This window comes from Wolbachia pipientis, from assembly GCF_001752665.1.
Classification (GTDB): domain Bacteria; phylum Pseudomonadota; class Alphaproteobacteria; order Rickettsiales; family Anaplasmataceae; genus Wolbachia; species Wolbachia pipientis_A.
Map to the genome: position 1 here is coordinate 23,333 of NZ_MJMG01000006.1, position 24,098 is coordinate 47,430.

General features: G+C 31.6%; 21 protein-coding genes, 2 tRNA genes and 2 pseudogenes. 14 read left to right on the forward strand and 11 right to left on the reverse strand.

The window, feature by feature from the left end; genetic code table 11:
• Positions 1-7 precede the first annotated feature (7 nt).
• A pseudogene (dnaA, locus tag BIY23_RS02695) lies at positions 8-1,280 on the reverse strand (chromosomal replication initiator protein DnaA).
• Between the two features lie 354 nt (positions 1,281-1,634).
• Here dnaA and odhB point away from each other — a divergent pair.
• The 4 genes from odhB to trpS all read left to right on the forward strand — a co-directional run bounded on the left by odhB (position 1,635) and on the right by trpS (position 4,536).
• Positions 1,635-2,795 carry a 2-oxoglutarate dehydrogenase complex dihydrolipoyllysine-residue succinyltransferase gene (odhB, locus tag BIY23_RS02700; protein WP_070065018.1) on the forward strand — a complete coding sequence of 387 codons (1,161 nt, stop codon included), beginning with the start codon at positions 1,635-1,637 and terminating at the stop codon, positions 2,793-2,795.
• A gap of 3 nt (positions 2,796-2,798) precedes the next feature.
• Positions 2,799-2,871 (forward strand) — tRNA-Lys (locus tag BIY23_RS02705).
• A 115-nt stretch (positions 2,872-2,986) separates the two neighbouring features.
• On the forward strand, positions 2,987-3,538 hold the full coding sequence (locus tag BIY23_RS02710; RefSeq protein WP_070065019.1) for a nucleotide exchange factor GrpE: 552 nt from the start codon (positions 2,987-2,989) through the stop codon (positions 3,536-3,538).
• An 8-nt stretch (positions 3,539-3,546) separates the two neighbouring features.
• Positions 3,547-4,536, forward strand: a complete 990-nt coding sequence (gene trpS / locus BIY23_RS02715) for a tryptophan--tRNA ligase (RefSeq protein WP_070065020.1) — start codon at positions 3,547-3,549, stop codon at positions 4,534-4,536.
• Positions 4,537-4,575: 39 nt separating this feature from the next.
• Here trpS and BIY23_RS05240 read toward each other — a convergent pair whose 3' ends face one another.
• From BIY23_RS05240 to BIY23_RS02740, 5 genes are all read right to left on the reverse strand, one after another.
• On the reverse strand, positions 4,576-5,811 hold the full coding sequence (locus tag BIY23_RS05240; RefSeq protein WP_070065021.1) for a hypothetical protein: 1,236 nt from the start codon (positions 5,809-5,811) through the stop codon (positions 4,576-4,578).
• Between the two features lie 127 nt (positions 5,812-5,938).
• The gene (gene ispH / locus BIY23_RS02725; RefSeq protein WP_070065069.1) at positions 5,939-6,880 is read right to left on the reverse strand and encodes a 4-hydroxy-3-methylbut-2-enyl diphosphate reductase; all 942 of its coding nucleotides are present in this window, start codon (positions 6,878-6,880) and stop codon (positions 5,939-5,941) included.
• 293 nt (positions 6,881-7,173) lie between these two features.
• Positions 7,174-7,527 carry a hypothetical protein gene (locus BIY23_RS02730; RefSeq protein ID WP_070065022.1) on the reverse strand — a complete coding sequence of 118 codons (354 nt, stop codon included), beginning with the start codon at positions 7,525-7,527 and terminating at the stop codon, positions 7,174-7,176.
• A 61-nt stretch (positions 7,528-7,588) separates the two neighbouring features.
• Positions 7,589-7,870, reverse strand: a complete 282-nt coding sequence (locus BIY23_RS02735) for an NADH dehydrogenase ubiquinone Fe-S protein 4 (protein ID WP_070065023.1) — start codon at positions 7,868-7,870, stop codon at positions 7,589-7,591.
• A 121-nt stretch (positions 7,871-7,991) separates the two neighbouring features.
• Positions 7,992-8,660, reverse strand: a complete 669-nt coding sequence (locus BIY23_RS02740; RefSeq protein WP_070065024.1) for a septal ring lytic transglycosylase RlpA family protein — start codon at positions 8,658-8,660, stop codon at positions 7,992-7,994.
• A 68-nt stretch (positions 8,661-8,728) separates the two neighbouring features.
• Between BIY23_RS02740 and murC the strand changes: the two genes are divergently transcribed.
• The 5 genes from murC (at position 8,729) to BIY23_RS02765 (ending at position 14,683) form a co-directional block, all read left to right on the forward strand.
• On the forward strand, positions 8,729-10,048 hold the full coding sequence (gene murC / locus BIY23_RS02745; RefSeq protein ID WP_070065025.1) for a UDP-N-acetylmuramate--L-alanine ligase: 1,320 nt from the start codon (positions 8,729-8,731) through the stop codon (positions 10,046-10,048).
• Positions 10,045-11,298 (forward strand): phosphopyruvate hydratase, encoded by a 1,254-nt coding sequence (eno, locus tag BIY23_RS02750; protein WP_070065026.1) that lies wholly within the window; start codon positions 10,045-10,047, stop codon positions 11,296-11,298. The genes murC and eno overlap by 4 nt, the downstream gene beginning before the upstream one ends.
• Complete coding sequence (gene cgtA, locus BIY23_RS02755; protein WP_070065027.1) at positions 11,285-12,304, forward strand: Obg family GTPase CgtA; 1,020 nt, start codon at positions 11,285-11,287, stop codon at positions 12,302-12,304. The genes eno and cgtA overlap by 14 nt, the downstream gene beginning before the upstream one ends.
• A 27-nt stretch (positions 12,305-12,331) precedes the next feature.
• Positions 12,332-12,421: transfer RNA gene (locus BIY23_RS02760), tRNA-Ser, on the forward strand.
• A gap of 381 nt (positions 12,422-12,802) precedes the next feature.
• Positions 12,803-14,683, forward strand: a complete 1,881-nt coding sequence (locus BIY23_RS02765) for an ankyrin repeat domain-containing protein (protein ID WP_070065028.1) — start codon at positions 12,803-12,805, stop codon at positions 14,681-14,683.
• A 152-nt stretch (positions 14,684-14,835) separates the two neighbouring features.
• Here the strand turns inward: BIY23_RS02765 and BIY23_RS02770 are convergent, their stop codons facing one another.
• Entirely contained in the window at positions 14,836-15,996 is a 1,161-nt protein-coding gene (locus BIY23_RS02770; protein WP_070065029.1) for a deoxyguanosinetriphosphate triphosphohydrolase, read from the reverse strand.
• Positions 15,997-16,043: 47 nt separating this feature from the next.
• Between BIY23_RS02770 and BIY23_RS02775 the strand changes: the two genes are divergently transcribed.
• Together BIY23_RS02775 and BIY23_RS02780 are read left to right on the forward strand one after the other, a co-directional pair.
• Positions 16,044-16,514, forward strand: coding sequence for a HesB/IscA family protein (locus tag BIY23_RS02775; RefSeq protein WP_070065070.1), 471 nt, complete (start codon positions 16,044-16,046; stop codon positions 16,512-16,514).
• An 11-nt stretch (positions 16,515-16,525) separates the two neighbouring features.
• Positions 16,526-17,191: an ABC transporter ATP-binding protein gene (locus tag BIY23_RS02780; protein ID WP_070065030.1), complete on the forward strand. Its 666-nt coding sequence runs from the start codon at positions 16,526-16,528 to the stop codon at positions 17,189-17,191.
• 47 nt (positions 17,192-17,238) lie between these two features.
• Here the strand turns inward: BIY23_RS02780 and BIY23_RS05245 are convergent, their stop codons facing one another.
• Together BIY23_RS05245 and rlmB are read right to left on the reverse strand one after the other, a co-directional pair.
• Complete coding sequence (locus BIY23_RS05245) at positions 17,239-19,107, reverse strand: hypothetical protein (protein ID WP_070065031.1); 1,869 nt, start codon at positions 19,105-19,107, stop codon at positions 17,239-17,241.
• 92 nt (positions 19,108-19,199) lie between these two features.
• On the reverse strand, positions 19,200-19,946 hold the full coding sequence (rlmB, locus tag BIY23_RS02790) for a 23S rRNA (guanosine(2251)-2'-O)-methyltransferase RlmB (protein WP_070065032.1): 747 nt from the start codon (positions 19,944-19,946) through the stop codon (positions 19,200-19,202).
• 330 nt (positions 19,947-20,276) lie between these two features.
• On the opposite strand from rlmB, the gene BIY23_RS02795 reads away from it, so the two are divergent.
• Entirely contained in the window at positions 20,277-21,134 is an 858-nt protein-coding gene (locus BIY23_RS02795) for an SPFH domain-containing protein (protein ID WP_070065033.1), read from the forward strand.
• The gene (locus BIY23_RS02800) at positions 21,134-22,504 is read left to right on the forward strand and encodes a malonyl-CoA decarboxylase (RefSeq protein ID WP_070065034.1); all 1,371 of its coding nucleotides are present in this window, start codon (positions 21,134-21,136) and stop codon (positions 22,502-22,504) included. The genes BIY23_RS02795 and BIY23_RS02800 overlap by 1 nt, the downstream gene beginning before the upstream one ends.
• A 7-nt stretch (positions 22,505-22,511) precedes the next feature.
• Here the strand turns inward: BIY23_RS02800 and BIY23_RS02805 are convergent, their stop codons facing one another.
• Together BIY23_RS02805 and BIY23_RS02810 are read right to left on the reverse strand one after the other, a co-directional pair.
• Positions 22,512-22,913, reverse strand: a complete 402-nt coding sequence (locus tag BIY23_RS02805; protein ID WP_070065035.1) for a DUF1284 domain-containing protein — start codon at positions 22,911-22,913, stop codon at positions 22,512-22,514.
• Positions 22,907-23,443: a biotin transporter BioY gene (locus BIY23_RS02810; protein ID WP_070065036.1), complete on the reverse strand. Its 537-nt coding sequence runs from the start codon at positions 23,441-23,443 to the stop codon at positions 22,907-22,909. The genes BIY23_RS02805 and BIY23_RS02810 overlap by 7 nt, the downstream gene beginning before the upstream one ends.
• Before the next feature lie 417 nt (positions 23,444-23,860).
• On the opposite strand from BIY23_RS02810, the pseudogene BIY23_RS05735 reads away from it, so the two are divergent.
• Positions 23,861-24,040, forward strand: a pseudogene (locus BIY23_RS05735) (IS5/IS1182 family transposase); the annotation flags it as partial.
• Positions 24,041-24,098 lie beyond the last annotated feature (58 nt).

The following is a 24,098-nucleotide window of genomic DNA, read 5'->3' on the forward strand; positions in this document are numbered from 1 at the left end:
TTTTATGTTATTTTAATGTTTTAGTCAATAAACTTATTTCATCAACAAACTTCTTATCACTTTTCATAAGGGTTTCTATTTGCTTTACTGCATGTATAACAGTGGCATGATCTCTGCCACCAAAACATCTTCCTATGTCAAGTAAACTTTTTTGTGTAAACCTTTTAGCAAAGTACATAGCAATTTGTCTGGGCCTTACAAGACTACGCAATCTTCTATTTGAATACATATCTGTAATTCTTATATTAAAGAATTCCGCTACTTTTTTTTGTATTTCTTCGATTGAAACCGATTTCTGATTAGATCTTAGAAGGTCTATTAAAGTTTCACTAGCTGATTCTACTGTCATACTTCTTCCAATGAATGAAGTATGCGCAACTTTATTTAACGCACCTTCTAATTCTCTGATATTGGATTTTATATTCCTTGCTAAAAATTCCATAACATCTTTAGGAACATATATATTCATTTGCTCTACTTTAGATTGCAGTATACCAAGTCTTAATTCAAATGTTGTTTCATTAATATCTGCTACTAATCCCCATCCTAAACGGGATTTTATTCTTTCCTCTACTCCATCAAGATCACTTGGTGATCTATCAGCAGAAATAACCAGTTGTTTATTTTGATCTATCAATGCATTAAAAGTATGAAAGAACTCTTCTTGTGTACTATCTTTTCCACTTATAAACTGTACATCATCTACCATAAGTACATCAACTGATCTAAATTGTTCTTTAAACAACATGATATCTTTGCTTCGCAATGCTGTAATGTACTGATACATAAATTTCTCTGCTGACAAATAAACAACTTTTCTCTTAACTGATGGGGCATTAACTATATACCAAGCTATAGCATGCATCAAATGTGTTTTACCTAACCCTACCGTAAATCTATAATCTAATGGTGATCCAAGATTATTATTGTTTTCTTCTTTACTTTTTAGCGCAACATTACCAGCACAAAAATCTTTTTCTTCAATGACTGTAATATCAACAGAACGCACATTGCTGTCTTCACTCTGCCATAACGATAATATTTTCTCTATGTAATGGATCATTATCCATTCCTTTATGAATCCTTGTAGATACAGACAACAAAATTTCTCCATTACTACTACTAACAAACTTGAGTGAGCTCAGCCAACTGTTATACGTTGCTTCCCCATATAGGCCATAGAGATAAGCTTGAACCTTTTTCCAAGTAACACTGTGATCAGTAATAACTTGATCTTGATCAAGAAACATATCAGAAATCTTAGAATTGATTAAGCCCATATACCATACCAAATGACTAGAAATACTAGTAGATTACAAGAAAATAAAGAGCTCTTATTATTTCAACACATGTGTAACTTATTATGATGGTTTGTTAGACAGTTGTAAAGTATATTTAAGGTAACTGTTTTTATAAAGCTGGTAAAAATTTAAATTCTTTCTATACAAAACCTGTGCATAAACAGTATAAAATCACCTCTAGTAGAGGACAATAAGAAATTAGATCTCTTGCAAATAATTTTCTGTTTCGTAAAAGATCTACCGATTTCAACAGTTAAATGTCAATATGCAAGTTTAAATAATTTACACAACCTTTTTTTTATGTATAAATTACTTAATAGATTTTTGTGAATTATGAGTAAAATTATAGAAGTTAGAGCACCTAAAATCCTCGGAGGTGAATCAGTTACAGAAGGTATAATAAAAATTAAAAAAAACATTGGTGAACAAGTAAATGTAGATGACTTGATTTTTGAAATAGAAACCGATAAGACAGCACTTGAGTTAACCGCAGAAACTGATGGACAAATAATCGAGTTTTTTGTTAAAGAAAATGACATAATCAGTCCTGGACAATTATTAGCAAAACTTGGTACAGAAAAAAAAGTAGAAAAGGAAAATAAAGCTGATCAAAATAATACATTAGTCAAAAAAAAAGATGCACCTGCTGCTCGAAAAATTATGGAAGAAAATAAAATTCATCCTGAAAGTATAAGTGGAACAGGTATAGATAACCGTATTACCAAAGCAGATATTATCAAGCATATTAATCAATCTACATATGAAAACCATACAATCCAACCTGCACATGTAGAACATAAAGAAAAACGAGTAAAAATAAGTAAAATAAGGCAAGTAATAGCTGCTCGTTTAAAAGCATCGCAAAATACTGCTGCAATACTAACGACATTTAACGAAATTGATATGAAAAACGTTATGGATTTGCGTGCAAAGTATAAGGAAAGTTTCGAAAAGAAATATGGGATAAAGTTAGGTTTCATGTCTTTCTTTACAAAAGCAGCAGTACACGCACTCAAAGAAATTTCTGAAATTAATGCTGAAATCTCAGGAGATGAAATAATATATAAACATTATTATAATATAGGTGTTGCAGTCGGTACTGACAAAGGTCTTGTTGTACCAGTAATTCGTAATGCAGATAATATGTCATTTGCTGAAATTGAGTTAACTTTAGTGGCTCTAAGTCAAAAGGCCCGTGATGGCAAATTACAAATATCTGAAATGGAAGGTGCAACATTTACCATCTCAAACGGTGGAATATATGGTTCACTACTCTCTACTCCAATAATAAACCCTCCACAATCTGGAATACTTGGAATGCACTCAATACAAAATAGGCCTGTTGTTGTTGGTAACACTATAGAAGTAAGACCAATGATGTATATTGCTTTATCTTATGACCATAGGATTGTGGATGGTAAGGGAGCAGTAACTTTTCTTGTAAAAATCAAAAATTGTATAGAAGATCCAAACAGGTTAATTTTAGAAATATAACACGATCCCATAGCTCAGTTGGTAGAGCGGCTGACTCTTAATCAGTAGGTCGTGTGTTCAAATCACACTGGGATCACTTAATTCTATTAAAAATATGCAGAATTTTTTCGCAAAAGGTCTTATGTTTATTCATCAGTATTGATATTTTTAGATTATTTGCTATTATCTATTAGGTTTTTAAGGGTATAAGTATGACAGAAAATGTTTCAGAGAAAAATAAAAAGAAGAAATTCACCGATATAGAGGGTTTAAAGAAAGCAAGAGAAAAGGTTCATAATTTTAATGAGGAACTAAGTACATTAAAAGAACGTGCTGCTCAACTTGAAGACCATTTACGTCGTGCTGTCGCTGACAATGAAAATATTAAACGCATAATGCAAAAGCAAATTAGTGATGCCAGTGATTACTCTGTGACAAGCTTTGCACGTGATATGATCGATTCATGCGATAACTTAAAAAGAATAATAGAAAATTTACAAGATGGTGATCCTGTACATGAAGGAATAAAAGTAGCCTATCAGAAAATTATCAATGATCTCAAAAAACATGATATAGAAGAAATTAATCCCATTGGAAAATCTTTTGATAGTAATTTACACCAAGCTGTTGTAGAAAAAGAGGATGATGAAAAGGAGCCAGGTATTATAGTAGAAGTTTTGCAGACTGGCTACTTAATAAGAAAAAGATTGCTACGTCCAGCAATGGTCATTATTTCTAAAAAACCTGAGAGCTCTTCTCAATAGGAAAATGCATGATTGTTTTCACAGGCATTCAACCCAGTGGGGTAATACATTTAGGTAATTATATTGGTTTAATGAAACAGTTAATAGGCATACAAGACCAGTATAAATCTTTTTTTTGTATAGTTGATCTTCATACAATTACAGCCAATAAATTAGCTCCAAATGAATTAAGAGGTAACGTATTTAAAATGGTAGCAGCACATCTTGCATGTGGAATAAATCCAGAAAAAGCTGTAATTTTTAACCAATCTATAGTGAGTGGTCATACTGAGCTTAGCTGGTTGCTTGGTTGTTATACTCCAATTGGTTGGCTTAATCGTATGACTCAATTTAAAGATAAAGCAGGTAGGGATAAACAGAAAGCTTCTTTAGGATTATATAGTTATCCAGTACTTATGGCTGCAGATATTTTACTTTATAATGCTCAATATGTTCCAGTTGGTGATGATCAAAAGCAGCATCTGGAGATCACACGTGATATTGCATCAGCTTTTAATAAACATTATAGACAGGATTATTTTGTTTTGCCTGAAGCCTTAATTAACTCATCAAGAGTAATGAGCTTAAGAGATGGTACAAAAAAAATGAGTAAATCTGATCCTTCTGACTATTCACGCATTAATTTTGATGACTCAGACAAATCTATTATCAATAAAATCAAAAAAGCGAAAACAGATTCGATTTTAGGATTTGATATAGATACTTTATCTGCTCGCCCAGAAGTGTGTAATATGGTAAATATTTACTCAGCGTTAAGTGATATTAAAGTAGATATGTTGTGTAACACAATCAGTAAATATAGTATGGAACGTTTTAAAAAGGAGTTAGTGGATATTATTATCAGCACAATATCTCCTGTGCGTAAAAAAATGACAGAGTTATTAAGTGACAAGGATTATCTGTTAAAGGTACTTAAACATGGTGGAGACAAAGCTGCAGGAATTACACACCAGAATATAAAGAAAATTAAAGATATTATCGGCTTTGTTCAATGGTAGTATGTAGCTTAATAAGCTACATACTTTGTCAGAAAGAGTCTATTTTATTGAAAAAGAACCCCTACCCTCGATTATTGGTTGGCGGGTAAGGCCAGGACTACTGTACCTGGAGAAAGAAAAGGCACCCCTACCCTCGATTATTGGTTGGCGGTAAGGCGGTAATATGTTTCTACCATTAACGTGAGTGACATCCTGTTCCTCTATAACAGTAGCAGGACTACTGTACCTGGAGAAAGATGATATGTTTCCAAATATTGGTTGCTGATCAAACTCTAGTTGCTGTAATATGTTTCTACCATTAACGTGAGTGACATCCCGTTCCTCTATAACAGTAGGAGGGTCTTTATTATCAATATACTTAGCTAGAGCTGCTAGCACTGCTATAACAGCGCAAATTACTGCTATTGTTACAAGATGTGAAGCATCAACATCGCCACCTAAAACTGGTAACGCTAACATTTTTGGATTAGGCATATAAGCACTTACATAAAATGCAGTACCAGCAGACAGACATGCAGTAGCTGCAGATACATAAAAAATAGCTGAAGGTACAGAAGATAATATACTACGCTTAGATGGGCCATCATGCTTATGAGGTGGAAGATTTTCATCCGCCACTTTTTCATTAAGTAATTTATCATTCGGGAACGGACCACCTTGCAGTAAATCTGCTCCTTGACCTTCTACTTGATCTCCAGCTGAAGATACATCAGATTGGCCATCATGCTGATGCTGTTCTATTATAGGTGCAGTAGTTTGAGGTGGAAGACCTTTATCCACCACTTCTGCTGCATCAAATAATTCATCCCCCAGGAGCGGATCGTGATCTTCTGATATAAAACTTTCTCTAGCTGAACGCTTATTAGATTGGCCACCATGCTGATGCTGTTCTATTGTAGGTGTATCAATTTGAGGTGGAAAATTTTCATTCACCACTTTTTCATTAGGTAATTTATCATTTGCATCTTGATATTCTACTTGATCTTCTAGTGTATCTCCAGCTGAAGATACAGAAGATAACATGCTAGGCTTAGATTGGCCACCATGCTTATGCTGTTCTATTGTAAGTGCATCAATTTGAGGTGGAACCACCACTTTTGCATCATGTAATTTATTATCCAGGAACGGATCTTGCTGGAACAAATTTAACCAACCTTGATCTTCTACTTGATCTTCTACTTGATCTTCTACTTGATCTTCTACTTGATCTTCTACTTGACCTCCAGATGCGCGTGCATCTTCACGAAACATATCTTTATTAGTTGAGTCAAACATAATTAGTACCTCAATAACTATAAAAAATTAAATATTACCTTCACTAATAATTAACTTAATTTAATTATATAATAGATTTTTTATAAAAACAATATATATAATAAGAATAATGTGGTTGTAAATCGAATTAAATTAATATTGGCATTTTAAAACGAACATTCTCAGTAATACCAGACGACATGGTTGAAATTTTCTCAATATTCACAATTGATCTTAAATGGTCTATTAACTCTTTGATCAAAACATCAGGAGCTGAGGCACCAGCAGTAATGCCAAGTTTTGTTATATTTGTGAACCAGTTTGTATCTACACAACTGTAGTCATCAATCAAATAAGCTTGCTTTCCTTGTGCAAGACATAAATCTAACAGCCTGTTTGAGTTTGAGCTATTTTTACTTCCCACAACCAATATTATATCTGTAACTTCAGATAATTTTTTAGCCGCATTTTGCCTGTTCTGAGTTGCATAGCATATATCCTTTAAGTTAGGACCTGTAATATTAGGAAATTTTGATTTTAATGCATCGATAATATCTCGAGTATCATCGAGACTTAATGTGGTTTGGGTTACATAAGATAAATTATTTGGATCTTTTGCTTCTATAGTATATATGTCTTCCACTGTTTGCACTAGAATAACAGGGTTATCAACTCTCCCTTTAGTGCCTTTAACTTCTGGATGATCTTTATGCCCTATAAGAATTACTTCTTTACCACTATCTTCATATCTCTTTGCTTCCTTATGTACTTTGCTAACTAGTGGACATGTTGCATCAATAACGCGAATTTTTTTTTTCTTTGCATCTTCTTCTACTTTTCTAGACACTCCATGAGCACTCAGTATCAATATACCTGATTTATCATTACAGTCTGGAATTGCTTCAATGTTATCTATAAAGATAACTCCTTGTTTTGTGAAGCTCTCTATGACACTCTTATTATGAACAATTTCGTGTAATACATATATTGTGTGCTCACTTTGATACTGTTCCACAATGGTAGCCAATATATCTACAGCTCTCTTCACTCCTGCGCAAAAGCCATATATTTCAGCTAAAATTATTTCTATTGACATAACAAAATTTATATTACAATACAAAAAACAAACCTTACCAATTATACTTTATAATACCACAATTTATACTTTTGCAATAATTATTTTGAGTCTATTATCATTAGACCTTTTGTGAAATTAGTGTTCAGAAGACCTTCTGTAAATTAATGCTCAAATGCTCTGTTTCTATATATTATAGCATTATAATCTATCTATTTTTGCTTTTGCTACTAAGTGATCTATTTTAAGTGAGCAATCTCAAAAATATTATTAACAAGGCTGCATGAGAATATAATGATTATTAAATATTATACCTTACTTGCAGGTTTCTTAATAATTATTGTAATTGATTCACCTGGACTACTATACTTGTGAATATGAAGACTATTATTGTTTATAATTTCACAATCATGTGAACTAACTTCTAATGGCTTGTGATTTTCAATATAAAAATAAACCTTTTGTCCAAAAATATCTATATCAGTTTTAATTTCTTTAGTGATTTTACCATCTTGTGAAGTTAAATGAAAATTAAAAATATCCTGCTGGTTAACAACCCCTGTATAGACAGTACATCCATTATCCTGTATACATTGATGAGCTGCAACCTCATATTCTGTAACTGAACTATCACAAAAAAAATTGAATAAATCACATGACATAAACATTCTTTAGTAATAAATTAACTTATTATACGGGATTAAACTCAATAAATCAACATTTTTACTTTAAGAAGTTACTCGTATAAGATTTAGGTAATCTTTTGCCATTTTTTGGCATTTCAATTATATACTTAGTATTACATTTTTCAGCAAAAGATACTGCTTTTTGTAGAGAGTCAAATTTCAGTACAATCTGTTTTCTTGGATCACGTGAACCTACCCACCCCATTTGCGAGTCAATGTAATAGGAATTGGATGATTCAACTTCAATATGCCAGAATTTTGTATTACCCAAACCAGACTGCATAGCACTTTTTGTAGGCCTATAGATTTTAAATATCATAAAACCTTAATGTAAAATATATTTGTATTATATATCAAAATTTTAAATAAACAAAAAACCATGTACTAAGCAACCTTTAAAGGCTGCTCATTGTATAGCTCTTACTTGAAGAACTCTCATGTTATCCAACTTTTACATAATACTTATCTCTTTTAAAAAATAATCTCACATTTTTTATTCCATGCTGGCGAAGTTTTGATGCTATTGATTTTGCAGAAATAATATCATCAAAATATGCAATATATCCCGTGCTTTCAGTAGTGGCTTGCTTTGGATAACGTACTTGTATCGTCTGCTCATACTGTTTTTTATAATGGGGATTTGTTTTAACTAATTGTTCCGACATTTTTTTAAGATATTTAATTTTTACTCTTGCGAGTCCTTCTTCATGAAATCCCAAAATTTTTGCAGCTCTTTCTGAAAGATCAATTATTCTACCTTTAAAAAACGGTCCTCTATCATTTACTCTTACTACAAGCTTTTTGCCATTTCTTAAATTAGTCACAAGTACAAAACATGGAAGTGGTAATGTTTTATGTGCTGCAGTGATTGAATGACGATGAAATACTTCACCATTTGCTGTGAGTGTACCATGTTCTTCTATTCCATACCAAGATGCGACACCAATTTCTTCATAAGAATCATAGCTTTTTGGATGATATGTGATACCGTTAATTGTATAGCTGCTGCCGATTTTATAATGGCCAGGTTGATTATGATACTGATTATAGGAGTAACAACGGTTCGTTGACATAAATACAAGGCATAAAAATATTAATTTGCCGATCACGTATAGTTGCTGTTAAGGAATTTTAAAGTATAATCTAATTATAAAACGTTGCTAAGTAAATTTATAAGATGCACATTATTGGTATAGGTGGGATAGGCATGAGTGCTATTGCTGCAATTCTTTATCATCTTGATTATTATGTGCAAGGAAGCGATATACGTTTAAATAGTAATATAGAAAGATTAAAAAAACTTGGTATAAAAGTATATGCTGAACATGATGCGCATAATATTGATCAGGCACATACAGTGATATATTCGTCTGCTATCAAATCTGATAATGTAGAATTAATTGCTGCAATAGAAGCTAATAAAACTGTAATGCATAGATCTGAGATTCTTGCAAAGCTTATGGAAGGTAAATACGTTATAGCAGTTTCAGGTTCAAGTGGAAAAACCACAACAACAGCTATGATTGCATCCATACTTGATAGCGCAGGCATTGATGCAACTGTTATAGTTGGTGGAATACTAAAGGCTTATAAAAGTAATGCAAAGTTTGGTAAAGATAATGTGTTTTTAATTGAAGCTGACGAATCAGATGGTACCATGTTGAAAATTTCTGCTAATGTTGCAGTTGTAACGAGTATTAATGGTGAGCATGTAGATTACTATATAACACTTGATAATATAAAACGTTCATTTTGTCACTTTTTACGTAAAGCAGACCACGCTATTTTGTCAGATTCTATAAATATTGGTTATTGTGAAGATAATTTAACAACATTTGGGTTACAAGACTCTAATGTCAAAGCTATAAATATTAGGCAACATACTAATAATGTAATGTTTGATGTATTTTATCATGGGTGTAGTGTAAGCAATGTTGTATTATCAAATGCAATAGGCATGCATAAAGTTATTAATGCTTTAGCTGCAATATCAGTTGCAGTTAAATTAGGAATCAGCGAAGACAATATTAAAAAAGGTCTTTACGAATTTAAAGGAGTGGATAGGAGGTTTGCCATAATTGCAGAAATTAATGGTATAAAATTGATTGAAGATGATGCACATCATCCGGATGAAATAAATGCTGCTATAGCAGCAGCTCGCTTGGTTACGGTAGAAAAAGTTCTAGGTATTATTGAAATATTTCGTTTTGTTAGAGTATATAATTTTTTTGATGAATTTGTAAAAGTCTTCAAATTATTTGATTACATTATTCTCACTCCTATACCAGATAATAATTTTATTCAAGGATATGATGTCACTGACATCCAAGAAGTTTTATTGAATAATGGTTTTAAGAATGTACAAATTCTGAATGATTCTATGTTGATTGCACGTTTTATTAGTGACTTTGCCAGCTCAGGAGATGTGGTATTATTTATTGGTGATGATGGTAATGTAGCTAGACTTGCACAAGAGACTGTGGAAAAGATGCAATGATAATCAAAAACTTATTTGCAAGAGAAATTTTGGATAGCAGAGGCTATCCAACTATTGAGGTAGATATTAAGCTGTGTAATGGAATAATAGGGAGAGCATCTGTGCCATCTGGTGCTTCTACTGGTAAGCTTGAAGCATTAGAGTTAAGAGATGAAGATCAAAAAAGATATTTTGGTAAGGGAGTGCTAAATGCTATTAATGCAGTAAATAATATAATAGCGAAAGAAATAATAGGAATTGAAATTACTGATCAAAGTCTAATAGACTATACATTAATAACGCTTGATGGAACTAAAAATAAATCTAAGCTGGGAGCAAACGCAATTTTGGCTGTTTCCCTTGCTTCTGCAAAAGCTGCAGCAACTAATTTAAGTATACCATTATATAGATATTTAGGAGGAACATGTGCAAAGGTTATGCCTGTTCCGTTAATTAATGTTATTAACGGTGGACTGCATGCAGATAATAAATTAGATTTTCAAGAATTTATGATTCTACCTATTGGTGCTAAAACTTTTAATGAAGCACTGAGAATGTCTGCAGAAGTATTTCATAGCTTACGTGATATAATTAAAAAGAAAAATTATAATGCAAATGTAGGGGATGAGGGTGGATTTGCTCCGGATATTGAAAAAAGTGAAGAAGCATTGAATTTAATTATCATGGCTATAGAGTCAGTCGGTTATTCAACGCTAAATGATTTTAAATTAGGACTCGATATTGCTGCATCAACTTTTTATAAAAATAAAGTTTACAAATTTGAAAATAGAGAGTTAACTTCAGATGAATTATCTCAATATTATTGCGATCTAGTGGCAAAGTATCCAATCATTTCTATAGAAGATCCAATTAGTGAAGAGGATTACAATGGCTGGAAGCTACTAACTGCTAAACTTGGAGATAAGGTACAATTGGTAGGGGATGATCTATTTGTGACAAATTGTGAATTGATAAGTAGAGGTATAAAAGAGAAAATGGCTAATGCTGTGTTAATTAAACCTAATCAGATTGGTACATTAACAGAAACTTTTAATGCCATAAAAATGGCTCATATGAATGGATATAAAGCTATTATTTCTCATCGTTCAGGTGAAACAGAAGATACGACAATATCACACATAGCTGTTGCATCAAATTGTGGACAGATAAAGGCTGGATCACTGTCACGTTCTGAAAGATTGGTGAAATATAACGAATTGATAAGAATAGAAAGTTTATTAGGAAAAAGTGCTCAATATGAGTTTTATTGATGAAGTAATATTACATTTAAAAGCAGGAGATGGTGGGGATGGATGTGTGAGTTTTCGTCGAGAAAAATTTATTGAATTTGGTGGACCTGATGGTGGTAATGGTGGTAAAGGTGGTAATGTAATTTTTGTTGCTGATCAAAATCTTAGTACATTACTTGATCTTCGATATAGAAAATATATCAAGGCTAAAAGTGGAAAAAATGGTTCTGGAAGAAATAAATCTGGTGCTAATGGGAAAGATGTGGCACTTAAGGTTCCAGTAGGTACTCAAATAATTGATCAAGAAAACAAAGAAGTTATAGCTGATCTTGATAAACATAGTGCTGAATATTTAATAGCGCATGGCGGTAAAGGTGGATTTGGTAATGTTAATTTTAAATCTTCCACTAATAAAGCTCCTAGATACTTTACTTATGGTATACCTGGAGAAGAGAAATGTACATTACTAAAACTAAAAATTTTATCTGATGTTGGCATTATTGGTATGCCGAATGCAGGTAAATCACAATTCTTAAAGCGTTGTTCAAATTCAGATTCAAAAGTAGATAATTATCCGTTTACTACATTAAGACCACATCTTGGAATTGCAAAAATAGATTATAATGAAATTGTGTTAGCAGATATTCCTGGAATAATTACTAATGCTCATCTTGGTGCTGGTCTTGGGCATAAATTTTTAAAACATATAGAAAGATGTAGGATATTATTACATTTAATTGATGCAACTTATGATAATGTGATTTCCGCTTATGAGGCTACACATAATGAATTAAGATATTATAGTGAATATCTTGCTAAAAAAGAAGAAATTGTGGTATTAAATAAATGTGATTTACTAACAGAGCAGGAGATTCTGGATAAGAAAAACAGTCTGACTTATTACCTTAATAAGGAAGTATTCAGTTTATCCATAAATGATAATTTACAGCCTATTTTAAGTTTGTTATATAGAAAACTGCATACTGAAGAAAAGGTGGGGAAATATGATCCTTTTGAAAGTGTATAGTTTATGCCTACAATAGCTAATAAATTTGGAGAGATGGCTGAGCGGTCTAAAGCACACGCTTGGAGAGCGTGCACATATGTAAATATGTCGAGGGTTCGAATCCCTCTCTTTCCGCCATTTAGAATTCCAAGAGCTGGAATAGAAAGACTTAAGGAAAAAAGAACAATTAATGCAATAGTATAACCCTTCCCTCCCACTTTTCCCATACTTCGTGTCTCAGTCCTTATTTATTTAACTTGTTAAAAGCTCGATACGCTTTCATTCTTCACCGCTCAGATCATCCGGATAGGCTTTCCTTTTCTCCTGCATTTTTCCCCTCATACAAAATTAACCAAACCTATAGTCTATCCCTTCTGATCCTGACTTTCAAGGCACCCTCCAAGCCTTCTGTCGAACCTAACTTCTATATTTATTATTTTTTAAGATACAATAGTTAAAATCTTAGGTAAGTGTTTAAGTAGCTTTAAGCACTAAGCTTTAATATTGAGGTTTTTACATATGGGTATTCCATTTCACAAGAAGAAAAATACAAAAAATCAAGCATTGCATTCTAGCACAGCTTCTGTAAGTAGTAGTTCTAGTCATAAAAGTGCTCAACCTTTTGCTAATGATCAAATAAAGCAATCTTCATACAGAATTAATACGCAAAGTTTTGATCAACAACACAGTCAAAATAACAAACTTGCAAATAATATTTACAGTCTACAGGATAAAAACTTAAGCAAAATATCTAAAATCAAACGCTATGCATCAGTAATAATTGATAACACAATTAATAGGTCTAGAGAGAAGTTATTTAAGATTATGGATACAATACAAAACACAATAACAGAGAGAAAAATAAAAAACACGGCAGAAGATAGAAATAAGGTAATATACGATGAATTGTGTAACGACCCAAGCAGCTTAAGTATTAAAAAGCTCAAAAAAGCAGTAAAAAGAGGCTTTGATCTTAATATTATAGATGATAATGGCAATACTATACTACACCATTTTGCACAATCAAATGGTACATATCAAAATATTGAGTATATATTAAAAGAGAGTGGCCAAAACAAGAGAGCAAAACTTAATATTACTGAATTGAAAGAAACGTATCAGACTTTAAAAAATCATTTAGTACAAGATACAGAGAGTAATAAATTAAAACTTTTACAATTGGAGCACTTACAATCAGAAGCTACTACAAGTGCTTATGCTACCACTGAACAATACAATCTGTGGCAAGATATGTTAGAAAATAATAGTGGATTAGTAAATGCTATGAACAAAAAGGGGCACACACCGTTACATACACTGCTGTTATCTGAACATAAGAATAAATTTGAAGTTTTTAAACTGTTTATAAAAAAGGGTGCTGATATTTCTATTAAAAATGAAGATGGTAACAATATTTTACATCTTATTTCTATATTAAACAACGAACAAAAAGTTAAATATTTAGATATTGTGTTGAGTGCAGTTGAGGGCGGTATAATAGATGATGCATTATTTAAACAAAGCGTCATTGATAAAAATAACAAGGGGCACACACCGTTACATACACTGCTGTTATCTGAACATAAGAATAAATCTTCTAAACATAAGAATAAATTTGAAGTTTTTAAACTATTTATAGAAAAGGGTGCTGATATTTCTATTAAAAATTTTGAAGTTTTTAAACTATTTATAGAAAAGGGTACTGATATTTCTATTAAAAATGAAGATGGTAACAATATTTTACATCTTATTTCTATATTAAACAACAAACAAAAAGTTAAATATTTAGATATTGTGTTAAGTGCAGTTGAGGGCGGTATAATAGATGATGCATTATTTAAACAAAGCGTCATTGATAAAAATAACCAAGACAGAACTCCAGTACAATCTGCTATTATTGAACGTGCAAACAAAATACAAAGTAAAACACTAAGCCGTCTTGCAAAACTAGTTGCAAATGACTATTTAAAGACAAAGACAAAAGATACATGTAACTTTTGTGTAAAATTATTACTAGCAACAGGCTCACAAAATAAAGACAACCACTTACTTCTACCAGAAGCAGATATTAATAAGGCATCTCATTACATGGTTCAATTGATCAAGAAAAAAACATCTCCTCCTCGGGAGAAAGATAAGACTAAAAGCATGGACCCTATAGTTATGCTCATTTTTGTAGCGTTAATATTTTCAGCAATATGTCATGCCTTATCAGGAAATATGGCATTTGCCGCCTTTTTATCAATTACTATCGCAGTACTTGCATTTGGTTATCAGATTTATTCTAATATAGAAAAGAGAGACCCTCTAGTGGAAAAAGGAGATACTCCAGAAACCACCTTATATAACATTTTTCTCAGCAAGATAACCTCCTATGCTGGCAACTGGTTGTCTCATTAATTCTAATATAGAAAAGAAAGACCCTCTAGTGGAAAAAGGAGATACTCCAGAAACCACCTTATATAACATTTCTTCTCTCAGAAATATAATCTCCTCTGCTGTAAGAGGAATTCGTAGTATATTATAACACATGACTTTTTACTCATATTTCATTAGAAGATGGTCATTTCGTAAGATGTATCAAATATTCTTCTATGTTCATGTATAGCAAACCTATCTGTCATACCTGAGATATAGTCACAGATTACTATAGGGTCTTGGCCACATTTACTCCACTCATCTGGTAATAATTCTGGATTATTATAAAAAGATAAAAAGAGGTCATTGATTATGCGTTTTGCTTTATTCATTGTTCTATTGAGCTTATAATGCTTATATATATTTTGCATGTTAAATCTTTTCATCTCGATAATATTTTCGGCAACTTCTGGTGAGAATGTTACTAATGGTTTATTAAGTTTTCTTATATCTTCTATACTTTTTATATTATAATTTTGAATGTTTTTTTCGGTTTGACACACTACATCATTGATCATTACGCCTATAATTGTGCTAAGGGATTTATGGATGACTTTGTTTTTTGATATACCTATATACCGGTTTTTAATATCTTGAAAAACGTTTCCTACTAAAGGAATAGACAGTAGATTGTCAATAGTAATAAAATTTGCTCTGAGAGCATCATCAAGGTCATGCACGCTATATGCTATGTCATCAGCAATGGATGCAACTTGTGCCTCGGCGCTTGGAAATTCTTCAAGTTTTAGGTCATATTTATCATTATATTCTAGTAATAGTTTGTTATTGACAGGTAAAGGGCCATTGTGCTTAGCAATGCTCTCAAGTACTTCCCAGCTAAGATTTAATCCATCAAAATCAGCATGCTTTTGTTCTAAATATACTAAAATTCTTAAGGATTGAACATTATGATCAAATTCATACGCTTGATTCATAAGTTTCAAGGATTGCTTCAATGCGTCTTCTCCTGCATGGCCAAACGGAGGATGACCTAAATCATGTGCAAGTGCTATACATTCTGTAATATCCTCATTAAGATTAAGCCTACATGTGATCGATCGTGCAATTTGTGCAACCTCAAGGCTATGTGTCAGTCTAGTACGGTAGTAATCATGTGCATAATTGATAAAAACTTGTGTTTTATACTCTAATTTTCTAAATGCATTAGAGTGGATAATACGATCTCTGTCACGTTGAAAGCAGTTACGATACTTATCCTCCTCTTCTGTAAAATGTCTTCCTCTGGTTTTATTGGGATGACACATATAGTTTAATACAAAGTTATTGTTTGACATATAAAATTTGTCCTATAATAGATATTCAATTATTGATGGTATTTACTATGTCAACAAATTACAATATTAACTTAACTGATAACGCACTTAGAAAAATCCGCTCTATTGCAGAGCAAGAAGAAACGCAAGGTTCTGTTTTACGCATTGCAGTTTCTGGAGGTGGATGCTCTGGTTTTAAATATGATTTTCTTATTGATCAACTTTCATCTGAAGGAGATAAAGATGATGAATTCGAGGATGATTATGATGATGAAGATGGTGATGAAGACGGTGATGAAGATGGTGATTTTGATGAAGATGAAGAAGATGATGATGACGATTATTATAAAGCAAATGGGAAATATATAGTCATCAGTGATTGTAATGGTAATCCAGTACTGATGATAGATAACCATTCAGCAGAATTTTTAAAAGATTCCGTGATAGATTATGTTGAAGATTTAAGTGGTGCTGGATTTCAAATAAAGAGTGAGATTGCCAAATCTCACTGTGGGTGTGGTAATAGCTTTGCAATCTAATTCTAGTATAAGTGCTACTAGAATTAATTTCTATTACAAAAAGCTTTAAAGATGGTTCTACTGTTGTAAATGGTATTGATTTRAATATTAAACCRGGTCAGGTAGTTGCATTAATTGGTAGTTCAGGGTCTGGTAAAACTACTATATTACAAATTGCTGGTTTACTAGATCAACCAACTTCTGGCGCTGTCATAATAAATGGCATAAACTGTACGCAAGCAAGTAGTAAACAAAGAGTAAGTGTAAGGCGAGATTGCCTTGGCTTCGTTTATCAATTCCATCATCTGTTACAGGAGCTTTCAGTGTTAGAGAACGTTATGCTGCCTCAACTTATTGCAGGCAAGAGTAAATCTGAAGCACAAAAGAATGCAAAAAAAGCATTAGAAATATTTAATTTAGGAAGTAAGTATAATAATATGGTATCTGAGGTTTCTGGTGGGGAAAGGCAAAGAGTCGCGATAGCAAGGGCTGTTGTAAACTCTCCTAAACTATTACTTGCTGATGAACCAACAGGAAATTTAGATCCGTTAACCTCATCAGAAGTATTTTTACACCTATATTCATATATAAAGAAAAATAATGGCTCTATGCTTATAGTAACGCACAACCACTCTATTGCAGAAAAGGCAGATTGTTTCTTTCAGTTACAGAACAAGTGTTTAGTAAGGTTATCATAATTTTGATATAGCTACCTAATTAAGTTACGCAAAAGCTCTCATGCTATTTAGAGTAGTTCACTATGTTTGTAAAACATTTCATTGAATTCATTTATAGAACCGAAATCATAGTTTTGAATGAACAGGTGACCATTTGTAATATATGCTTCAGGAAGTGTTATGAGTTTTTCAGCGTGACCTGAAAGTGGTATGATATGTGCTAGTTGATCATATAAAACTTTGGTTTGCTCATAGTTATATGCCTTTTGTGTCTGATACTTGTCATATATAGCATTATTATAAAGGGTTAAGATATCGTTATATGTAACTTTCAATTCCACTTTATACTTTCCCATATCAAGTGGGTCTCCGATACTGATTTTCGATGGATGTTCTGTTTTTACATCTACAGTATCCATCCCTTTTATTACACTTATTATCACCTCCTCTTCTGTTTTTTCTATAGCTATTGTGTCAACTTCTACAGATCTTTTACCACGCTGCTGTTGATCTTCTGTATTATGAAGCCACTGAGAAAGTTCTACTTCATAATTCTTGAGATTATGTACAAAATCCTTAATAAGTTTAGTATACTGTAAACTATTGTTGCTATATTGAGAAAGTGTACCTATTAATTTTTCAAGAACATCTGGGTGTTTAGCTTGAAAAAAGTCCATTATTTTTTCTTCATCATATAATGCTTCTTTGTTGCTATAGTTATCATCCTTTTTTCGATTGTTGTCGTCAGATGGTGATTGACTATATGTCTCAGTAATTTCTTCTTTATTAGTACTTTCTATATTTCTTGCATCATCACTTTCTAATAATTTTTTATGTGATTCTTCATTATTATACAATCCTTCTGTATGGTCATCATTAACATTTTCTTGTTTACTTTTATCATGAGGTGATGAGTGATTATATGTTTCAGAAATTTTTTCTTGCTCAGCCTCTTCTCTGTCTTGCAGGTCATCATTTTTCAATGTGTTAAGTATTTTTTCTGGCAACTCGTCATCTGTTAAATAATGTCCCGCATCATTTAGATACTCTACATAATGACCATTATGTATTGAATAAAAACCACTCTTAAGATAGTGGTAGGAATTATTATTAAGTACAAAAAATGTAGAATCATATGGCATATACATATGTTGCTCACTGCTCTGCATATATACACTACCGTCTTCTCTACAAAGTAAATATTCTTCACCATCATATTTCTCGATATAATATTTCTGTGGATCCAAAGTAATAAATTTATCTGTATTGCTTGCCTGTAAAACTGCAGTTATGCGCTTGTCATCAATATCTTGGCCCTTAATTACTTTCAATAATATAATTTGGTCATTCTTAATAAGTGATTCTAGTTCTGCATTTTCTATAATCAGCTTTTCTTCAGCATCCCTTTTTGTTCTTACTGTGTGTGCTTCTTCTAGAGCTATTTTATTATGAAACTGAGAAGAAATATCTGATACAGTAAGATTGTCTGTATTACTTAATAGATTCTCTAAGATATTTAGTGTAACAGGTAATAATTTTTTACCTTCATCATTAAAAACTTTTTCCTTTATATGATCATGTGGATTATATATTGAATGCTGTGGATAAAAACCATAATCAATAATTGTGCTATCAGATTCAGATGATGATAATTCCACTGAGAATAGATAACGGTTAAGTGGAAGATTACATTTTAAATAATTACCATCCCCATCCTTTATGTATAATTCACTTCTACTTGCATATTTATTGTAATAAATGTAGAAGTTATCAGAATTTAGGTCAAAATAATTATCTAGATTATTAAAATCAATACTATCTCCTAATTTATCCCTTAGCTCATTTTTGCTTTTATCCGTAAATTTAATACGTGCAGAAAAATAGCATGAGTCTATTGGCCCACCTTTCTCTATCTCAAAATGCAAAGCTATATTCATTGCCTAACCTTCACTGTTATTATGTTTAATTATAGAAATTATAATATGAAAAATGTTTTAAGATAAAAATCAAGGCTTTATAAATCCGAAATCTACGTTCCAGACAAATCTTGTCTACTAATGCAGTATAGCCCTATTGCAGCTGCATTTGAAACATTTAAACTGTTTATATTACTTGATATTGGTATTTTGAGAAGTTGATCACAGTTTTCTTTAACTAGTCTTCGTAATCCTTTTACTTCAGAGCCAAACACTATTACTCTTTTTTTGTGTAATGCACATAGATTTGTTCCAGTATTGCAGTCAAATCCATAACACCAATAACCAAAATTCTTTAAGATTTCCATCGTAGCAACTATATTCGTGACATATATTAATGGTACAATTTCTAGAGCACCACTTGCTGCTTTTGCAATAGACGCATTTTCACTAGGTGAATAATCATAAGGAAGAATTAATGCATCAACATTAAAACATGCTGCTGTTCTTAAAATTGATCCTATATTATATGTATCAGTTACTTGATCTAATATAATAATCGTAGAACTGTCATCTGAATTTTTTACTACCTCTTCAATGCTGAAATAATTAGAAACAGGTATAACTTTTAAAGCAATGCATTGATGGTTAACATTTTTGGGTAATATTTTATCAAATGCTTTATTTTCTACTGTTCTAACCTTAATATTTCTATTTTTTATGTATTGCTCGATCTCTACTGTGTGTTGCTCGTAGAAATTTTTTGATAATAATAATTCTAAACATTGTCTATTTTTGTTCTTTAGTGCAGATATACAGGTGTGTTTTCCATACAACCAAAAATTTTGTGACGATTTCATATAAGTTTAATCATTATGTCAAATAACAAGAAATTGGCAAAAACCACGTAAAATATAAAAAACTATTTTTAATATGAATCATGAAATTAAACTACAATATACACTAGATACTTTATAACATAAGTCAAAAAATTAATAAAGTTAATAAAGATAAATATTTCATATGTAAAAGTACAAGAGTAGCAGCAAACTCAATCTACATGAGAAGTTATATACAACGGTTGATTCATTCAAATTATTGTATATAATAAAAATAAGTATAATTCACAATGAATTTAGAGATCTTAAACTACTTATGAGTAAAATAAACCAGTTATTAGGGGTTTCTATATGAAAAACATTATAGAGCATGACAGAGAACTAAAGCAGCTGAATGCAATTTTCGTGCTACCAATGCTAGTAATAGTAATGTTGCTAACATTGTTACTTGTACAGGATATTATGTTTATCGGTTTATATATATTAGCTATTATAGCGAGTTTAATAATGTTTTTTAGAGTTAGTTTTTTTATTAATAGCCCTAATGAGGCTAGAGTGATAGAGTTTTTTGGATATTATATTGGTACTTACTTTAGACCAGGAATATTTATGACAATTCCATTTGCACATAGGTATGTAGTGTCTATGAAATTTGAAAATATTAATACAGAAAAAATTAAAGTTAATGATGCAAATGGTAGCCCAATTGAAATTTCAGTAGTCATCATTTGGAAAGTAGATAATCCGGCCAAAGCATATTATAACGTCAATAATTATTATGAATTCGTTGCTATACAAAGTGAGTCAGTAATACGTGAGCTGGCAAGTAGTTATCCATACGATAGTGAAGGTGATGTAGAAGAATCTTTACGTAAAAATTCAGTACAAATTGCAAATGAATTGCAATCATTGCTACAAAATAGGTTATCTATAGCAGGCGTTAATGTGATAGAATCAAGAATCTCACATTTAGCTTATTCATCAGAGATTGCACAAGCAATGCTTAAGCGTCAACAAGCACATGCTGTCACTTCTGCAAGAAAACATATTGTACAGAATGCAATAGAAATTATTGAAGAAATAATTATTCATTTTGAAAAAAACAAAAAAATTACTCTGGATGACCAGCAGAGAGTCCAATTAATAAATAATTTGCTCATAACCTTAATTTCTGATAAGGACCCGCTGCCTACATTTGGTTTAGATTGATGAGCACTAGCATAGTAAAAGTTGAAGATAAAAAGGTTGCAAAAGGTTTTTTTAAGATATTTGGTGGTGTTGCAGATGTAGTAAGATTATGGATTGGCAGTATTACTCCAGATTTGAGTGGTAGCAAAGATACAGATATTTTAATCTCAAAAATGAACGAGTGCCTACATCCAAAGGGTGGAGAGGTTTCAGCACGTAAGAATACCATATCGCTTGGTAAGCTGTATTTCAGTCTATCAGAAACTGGTAAAATAAAGTTTTTACAAATTTTGGTAGAAAAATTTAATACAAACCAAAAGGAAATATATAGTAAAATTAAAGAATATCAACAGAACCACAACACCGAACTAAATCATAAATTTGAACAAGCTTTAACAAAAACTCTTGAATCACCTCGTTCGAAAATACTCAAGCAATTTATTTCTTTACCAGATGGACTAAAAGTCATTGTTGACATGCGCTCGGATATACTAAAGCTTCAAAGTAAGTATAAAGAATTAAATCCTTTAGAACAAGAGTTAAAAAGCATATTATCTACATGGGTTGATGTGGATTTATTAGATCTACAACAAATAACATGGGATTCACCTGCATCATTGTTAGAGAAGCTGATCAAATATGAGGCAGTACATAAAATTTCCTCTTGGAATGATTTAAAAAATAGATTAGACTCAGACCGTCTTTGTTTTGCGTTTTTTCATTATAAAATACCAAATGAGCCTTTAATCTTTGTAGAAGTTGCATTAACAAATGGTATTACAAGTAGCATACAACATCTTCTGGATGAAACAATACCCTCAAATGATCCAGACAGTATAAACACAGCAGTGTTTTATTCAATATCCAATACTCAAATAGGTTTGTCCGGAATTAATCTAGGAAATTTTTTAATAAAACGGGTTGTAGAAAAGTTAACTACAGAATTTAAGAACATAAAAACATATGCAACTCTTTCTCCCATACCTGGCTTTATAAAATGGCTCATCGAAAATTTAGCAAATGTATCTGATAAATTAAATATAAAACCCTCATTTTGCACAGAAATCATAGAAAGTATTAAACAACTTCAGATTCATAATGAATATTTAAAGCAATGTTTGCTTAAACTATGTGCATACTATTTATTAAAGGTCAATAATAACAATGGTTATGCATATGATCCGGTAGCACACTTTCATTTAAGCAATGGTGCATCAATAAAAAGGCTAAATTGGCTAGCAGATATTTCTGAAAAGGGTATCAAGCAATCTGCTGGAATAATGGTAAATTATTTATATGAATTACCTAAGATAGACAGTAATCATGAAAATTATATGATTAATAAGATTGTTGCTAGATCAAAAGAAGTTTCAGCACTATTAAAAAGGTGAAAGGGTTTTATACCACTTCTTTCTCCTCTATTAACTTTAATAATGCATTTTTACACATACCATGTGGCTTACAACTACATCCCTGACATGCATACTCAAATTTTGAGAGAGACATCTTTCGTCTAATTTTTTCTACTGCTTCATTCCAAGTTAACACTTGCCCAATTTCAATTTCGAGAATTTGCATATGTTTCTTATCTAATTCTAAGACTGTATCCTGCTTTACACATCTATTGTGCTGTATTTTAGGACAAGCGCTACAGATCTGGTCTAGTCCTTTAACTACTTCAATTTTGCATTCTGGTAACTTACTTACTATTTCCTGATAATTTTCGACAAAACTTTGAGAATATCCATATCCTTGAAATGCAAAAGTACACATAACATGATGAGGACGGAATTTTAACATTTCCTATACGAATCCAAATAATTTAATATAATTACCAATATAAAAGCCTTCACTATACCAGGAATAATAAATGGCATTACTCCTACCCTTACTGCTTGCTCTATATCTATTCCCATTCCAACAATCAACCAACTCACTCCGCAAATATATATTATAACTGTACCTGCTAAGCAACTTAAAATGTCACGTACAAACAACTGATATCTAGATAATTTCACATAATTCATAGTGATAACTGCAACTATAAAACCTACAAAATACCCACAACTTGGTCCATATAACACTCGATAACCACTAGAGAACCCTGCGAAAACAGGCATGCCACAGACACCAAGTAATAAGTAAGTTAAAATAGCATTTACTGCTATTTTACTGCTAAACTTAAGCCCGATAACCATAATAGCTACACTCTGCAATGTCATCGGTACAGGCTTCAATGGTATATTAATCTGTGACATTAAAAATAAAAGTAATACGCAAAACAGTAATTCAATTAACTGATTAACTTTTGAATAAGACTGAACAAACATAATTTCTTTTCTGTTATGTATTAGCACATATTATATACAAGATATAAAATGTCAAATTAAATCAGTTGAATAACTTTGGGATTGCTGATCTAAAAGCACAAATAAAGATAAACCTATTGCGAAAGAAAGGAAAAAAGTGTAAATAAGTAATTTTGGGTATATGAAATGGGCATAAGCTATAAAAAGCTCAAAAATAGGGCAAGAATATTCAAGCAACTAACAGGTATAAGCATCAAAGAATTTAGTAGAAGAAGTCAGTCCTGAATGGGAAAAAGTTGAAAAGTCATGGAAGAAGATCACATATTAGAAGGTAAGATTTATGTTTATTATAGAATATACATAACACACGTGTTCCTTGGATATCTGACATGAATCTAATATATGCATATTACTACAGAAAATAGAACCGTTATTAGCAAAGAAGCTTTGCTTAGAAACAGTATAAAGTATACAGATACTGGATATCAAGGATGGCAAAAGTTACAGAGTAAACTTGTTATTCCTTATAAGTTGTGATTCCTTATAAAAGGTATCGTAAGAAACCTTTAACACCAGAGCAGTAGTAAAAAATTAGCATCATTAAGGATGAAAGATGAATCTTCAACACTCTTTCTTATTCTTGTGCTAATCTCATCCTTATTTCTTCTTCTGGTAT

Coding starts and splice junctions, on each gene's coding strand:
- odhB (WP_070065018.1), top strand. CDS start 1,635: ATGAGTAAAATTATAGAAGTTAGAGCACCTAAAATCCTCGGAGGTGAA.
- BIY23_RS02710 (WP_070065019.1), top strand. CDS start 2,987: ATGACAGAAAATGTTTCAGAGAAAAATAAAAAGAAGAAATTCACCGAT.
- trpS (WP_070065020.1), top strand. CDS start 3,547: ATGATTGTTTTCACAGGCATTCAACCCAGTGGGGTAATACATTTAGGT.
- BIY23_RS05240 (WP_070065021.1), bottom strand. CDS start 5,811: ATGTTTGACTCAACTAATAAAGATATGTTTCGTGAAGATGCACGCGCA.
- BIY23_RS02730 (WP_070065022.1), bottom strand. CDS start 7,527: ATGTCATGTGATTTATTCAATTTTTTTTGTGATAGTTCAGTTACAGAA.
- BIY23_RS02735 (WP_070065023.1), bottom strand. CDS start 7,870: ATGATATTTAAAATCTATAGGCCTACAAAAAGTGCTATGCAGTCTGGT.
- murC (WP_070065025.1), top strand. CDS start 8,729: ATGCACATTATTGGTATAGGTGGGATAGGCATGAGTGCTATTGCTGCA.
- eno (WP_070065026.1), top strand. CDS start 10,045: ATGATAATCAAAAACTTATTTGCAAGAGAAATTTTGGATAGCAGAGGC.
- cgtA (WP_070065027.1), top strand. CDS start 11,285: ATGAGTTTTATTGATGAAGTAATATTACATTTAAAAGCAGGAGATGGT.
- BIY23_RS02765 (WP_070065028.1), top strand. CDS start 12,803: ATGGGTATTCCATTTCACAAGAAGAAAAATACAAAAAATCAAGCATTG.
- BIY23_RS02770 (WP_070065029.1), bottom strand. CDS start 15,996: ATGTCAAACAATAACTTTGTATTAAACTATATGTGTCATCCCAATAAA.
- BIY23_RS02775 (WP_070065070.1), top strand. CDS start 16,044: ATGTCAACAAATTACAATATTAACTTAACTGATAACGCACTTAGAAAA.
- BIY23_RS05245 (WP_070065031.1), bottom strand. CDS start 19,107: ATGAATATAGCTTTGCATTTTGAGATAGAGAAAGGTGGGCCAATAGAC.
- rlmB (WP_070065032.1), bottom strand. CDS start 19,946: ATGAAATCGTCACAAAATTTTTGGTTGTATGGAAAACACACCTGTATA.
- BIY23_RS02795 (WP_070065033.1), top strand. CDS start 20,277: ATGAAAAACATTATAGAGCATGACAGAGAACTAAAGCAGCTGAATGCA.
- BIY23_RS02800 (WP_070065034.1), top strand. CDS start 21,134: ATGAGCACTAGCATAGTAAAAGTTGAAGATAAAAAGGTTGCAAAAGGT.
- BIY23_RS02805 (WP_070065035.1), bottom strand. CDS start 22,913: ATGTTAAAATTCCGTCCTCATCATGTTATGTGTACTTTTGCATTTCAA.
- BIY23_RS02810 (WP_070065036.1), bottom strand. CDS start 23,443: ATGTTTGTTCAGTCTTATTCAAAAGTTAATCAGTTAATTGAATTACTG.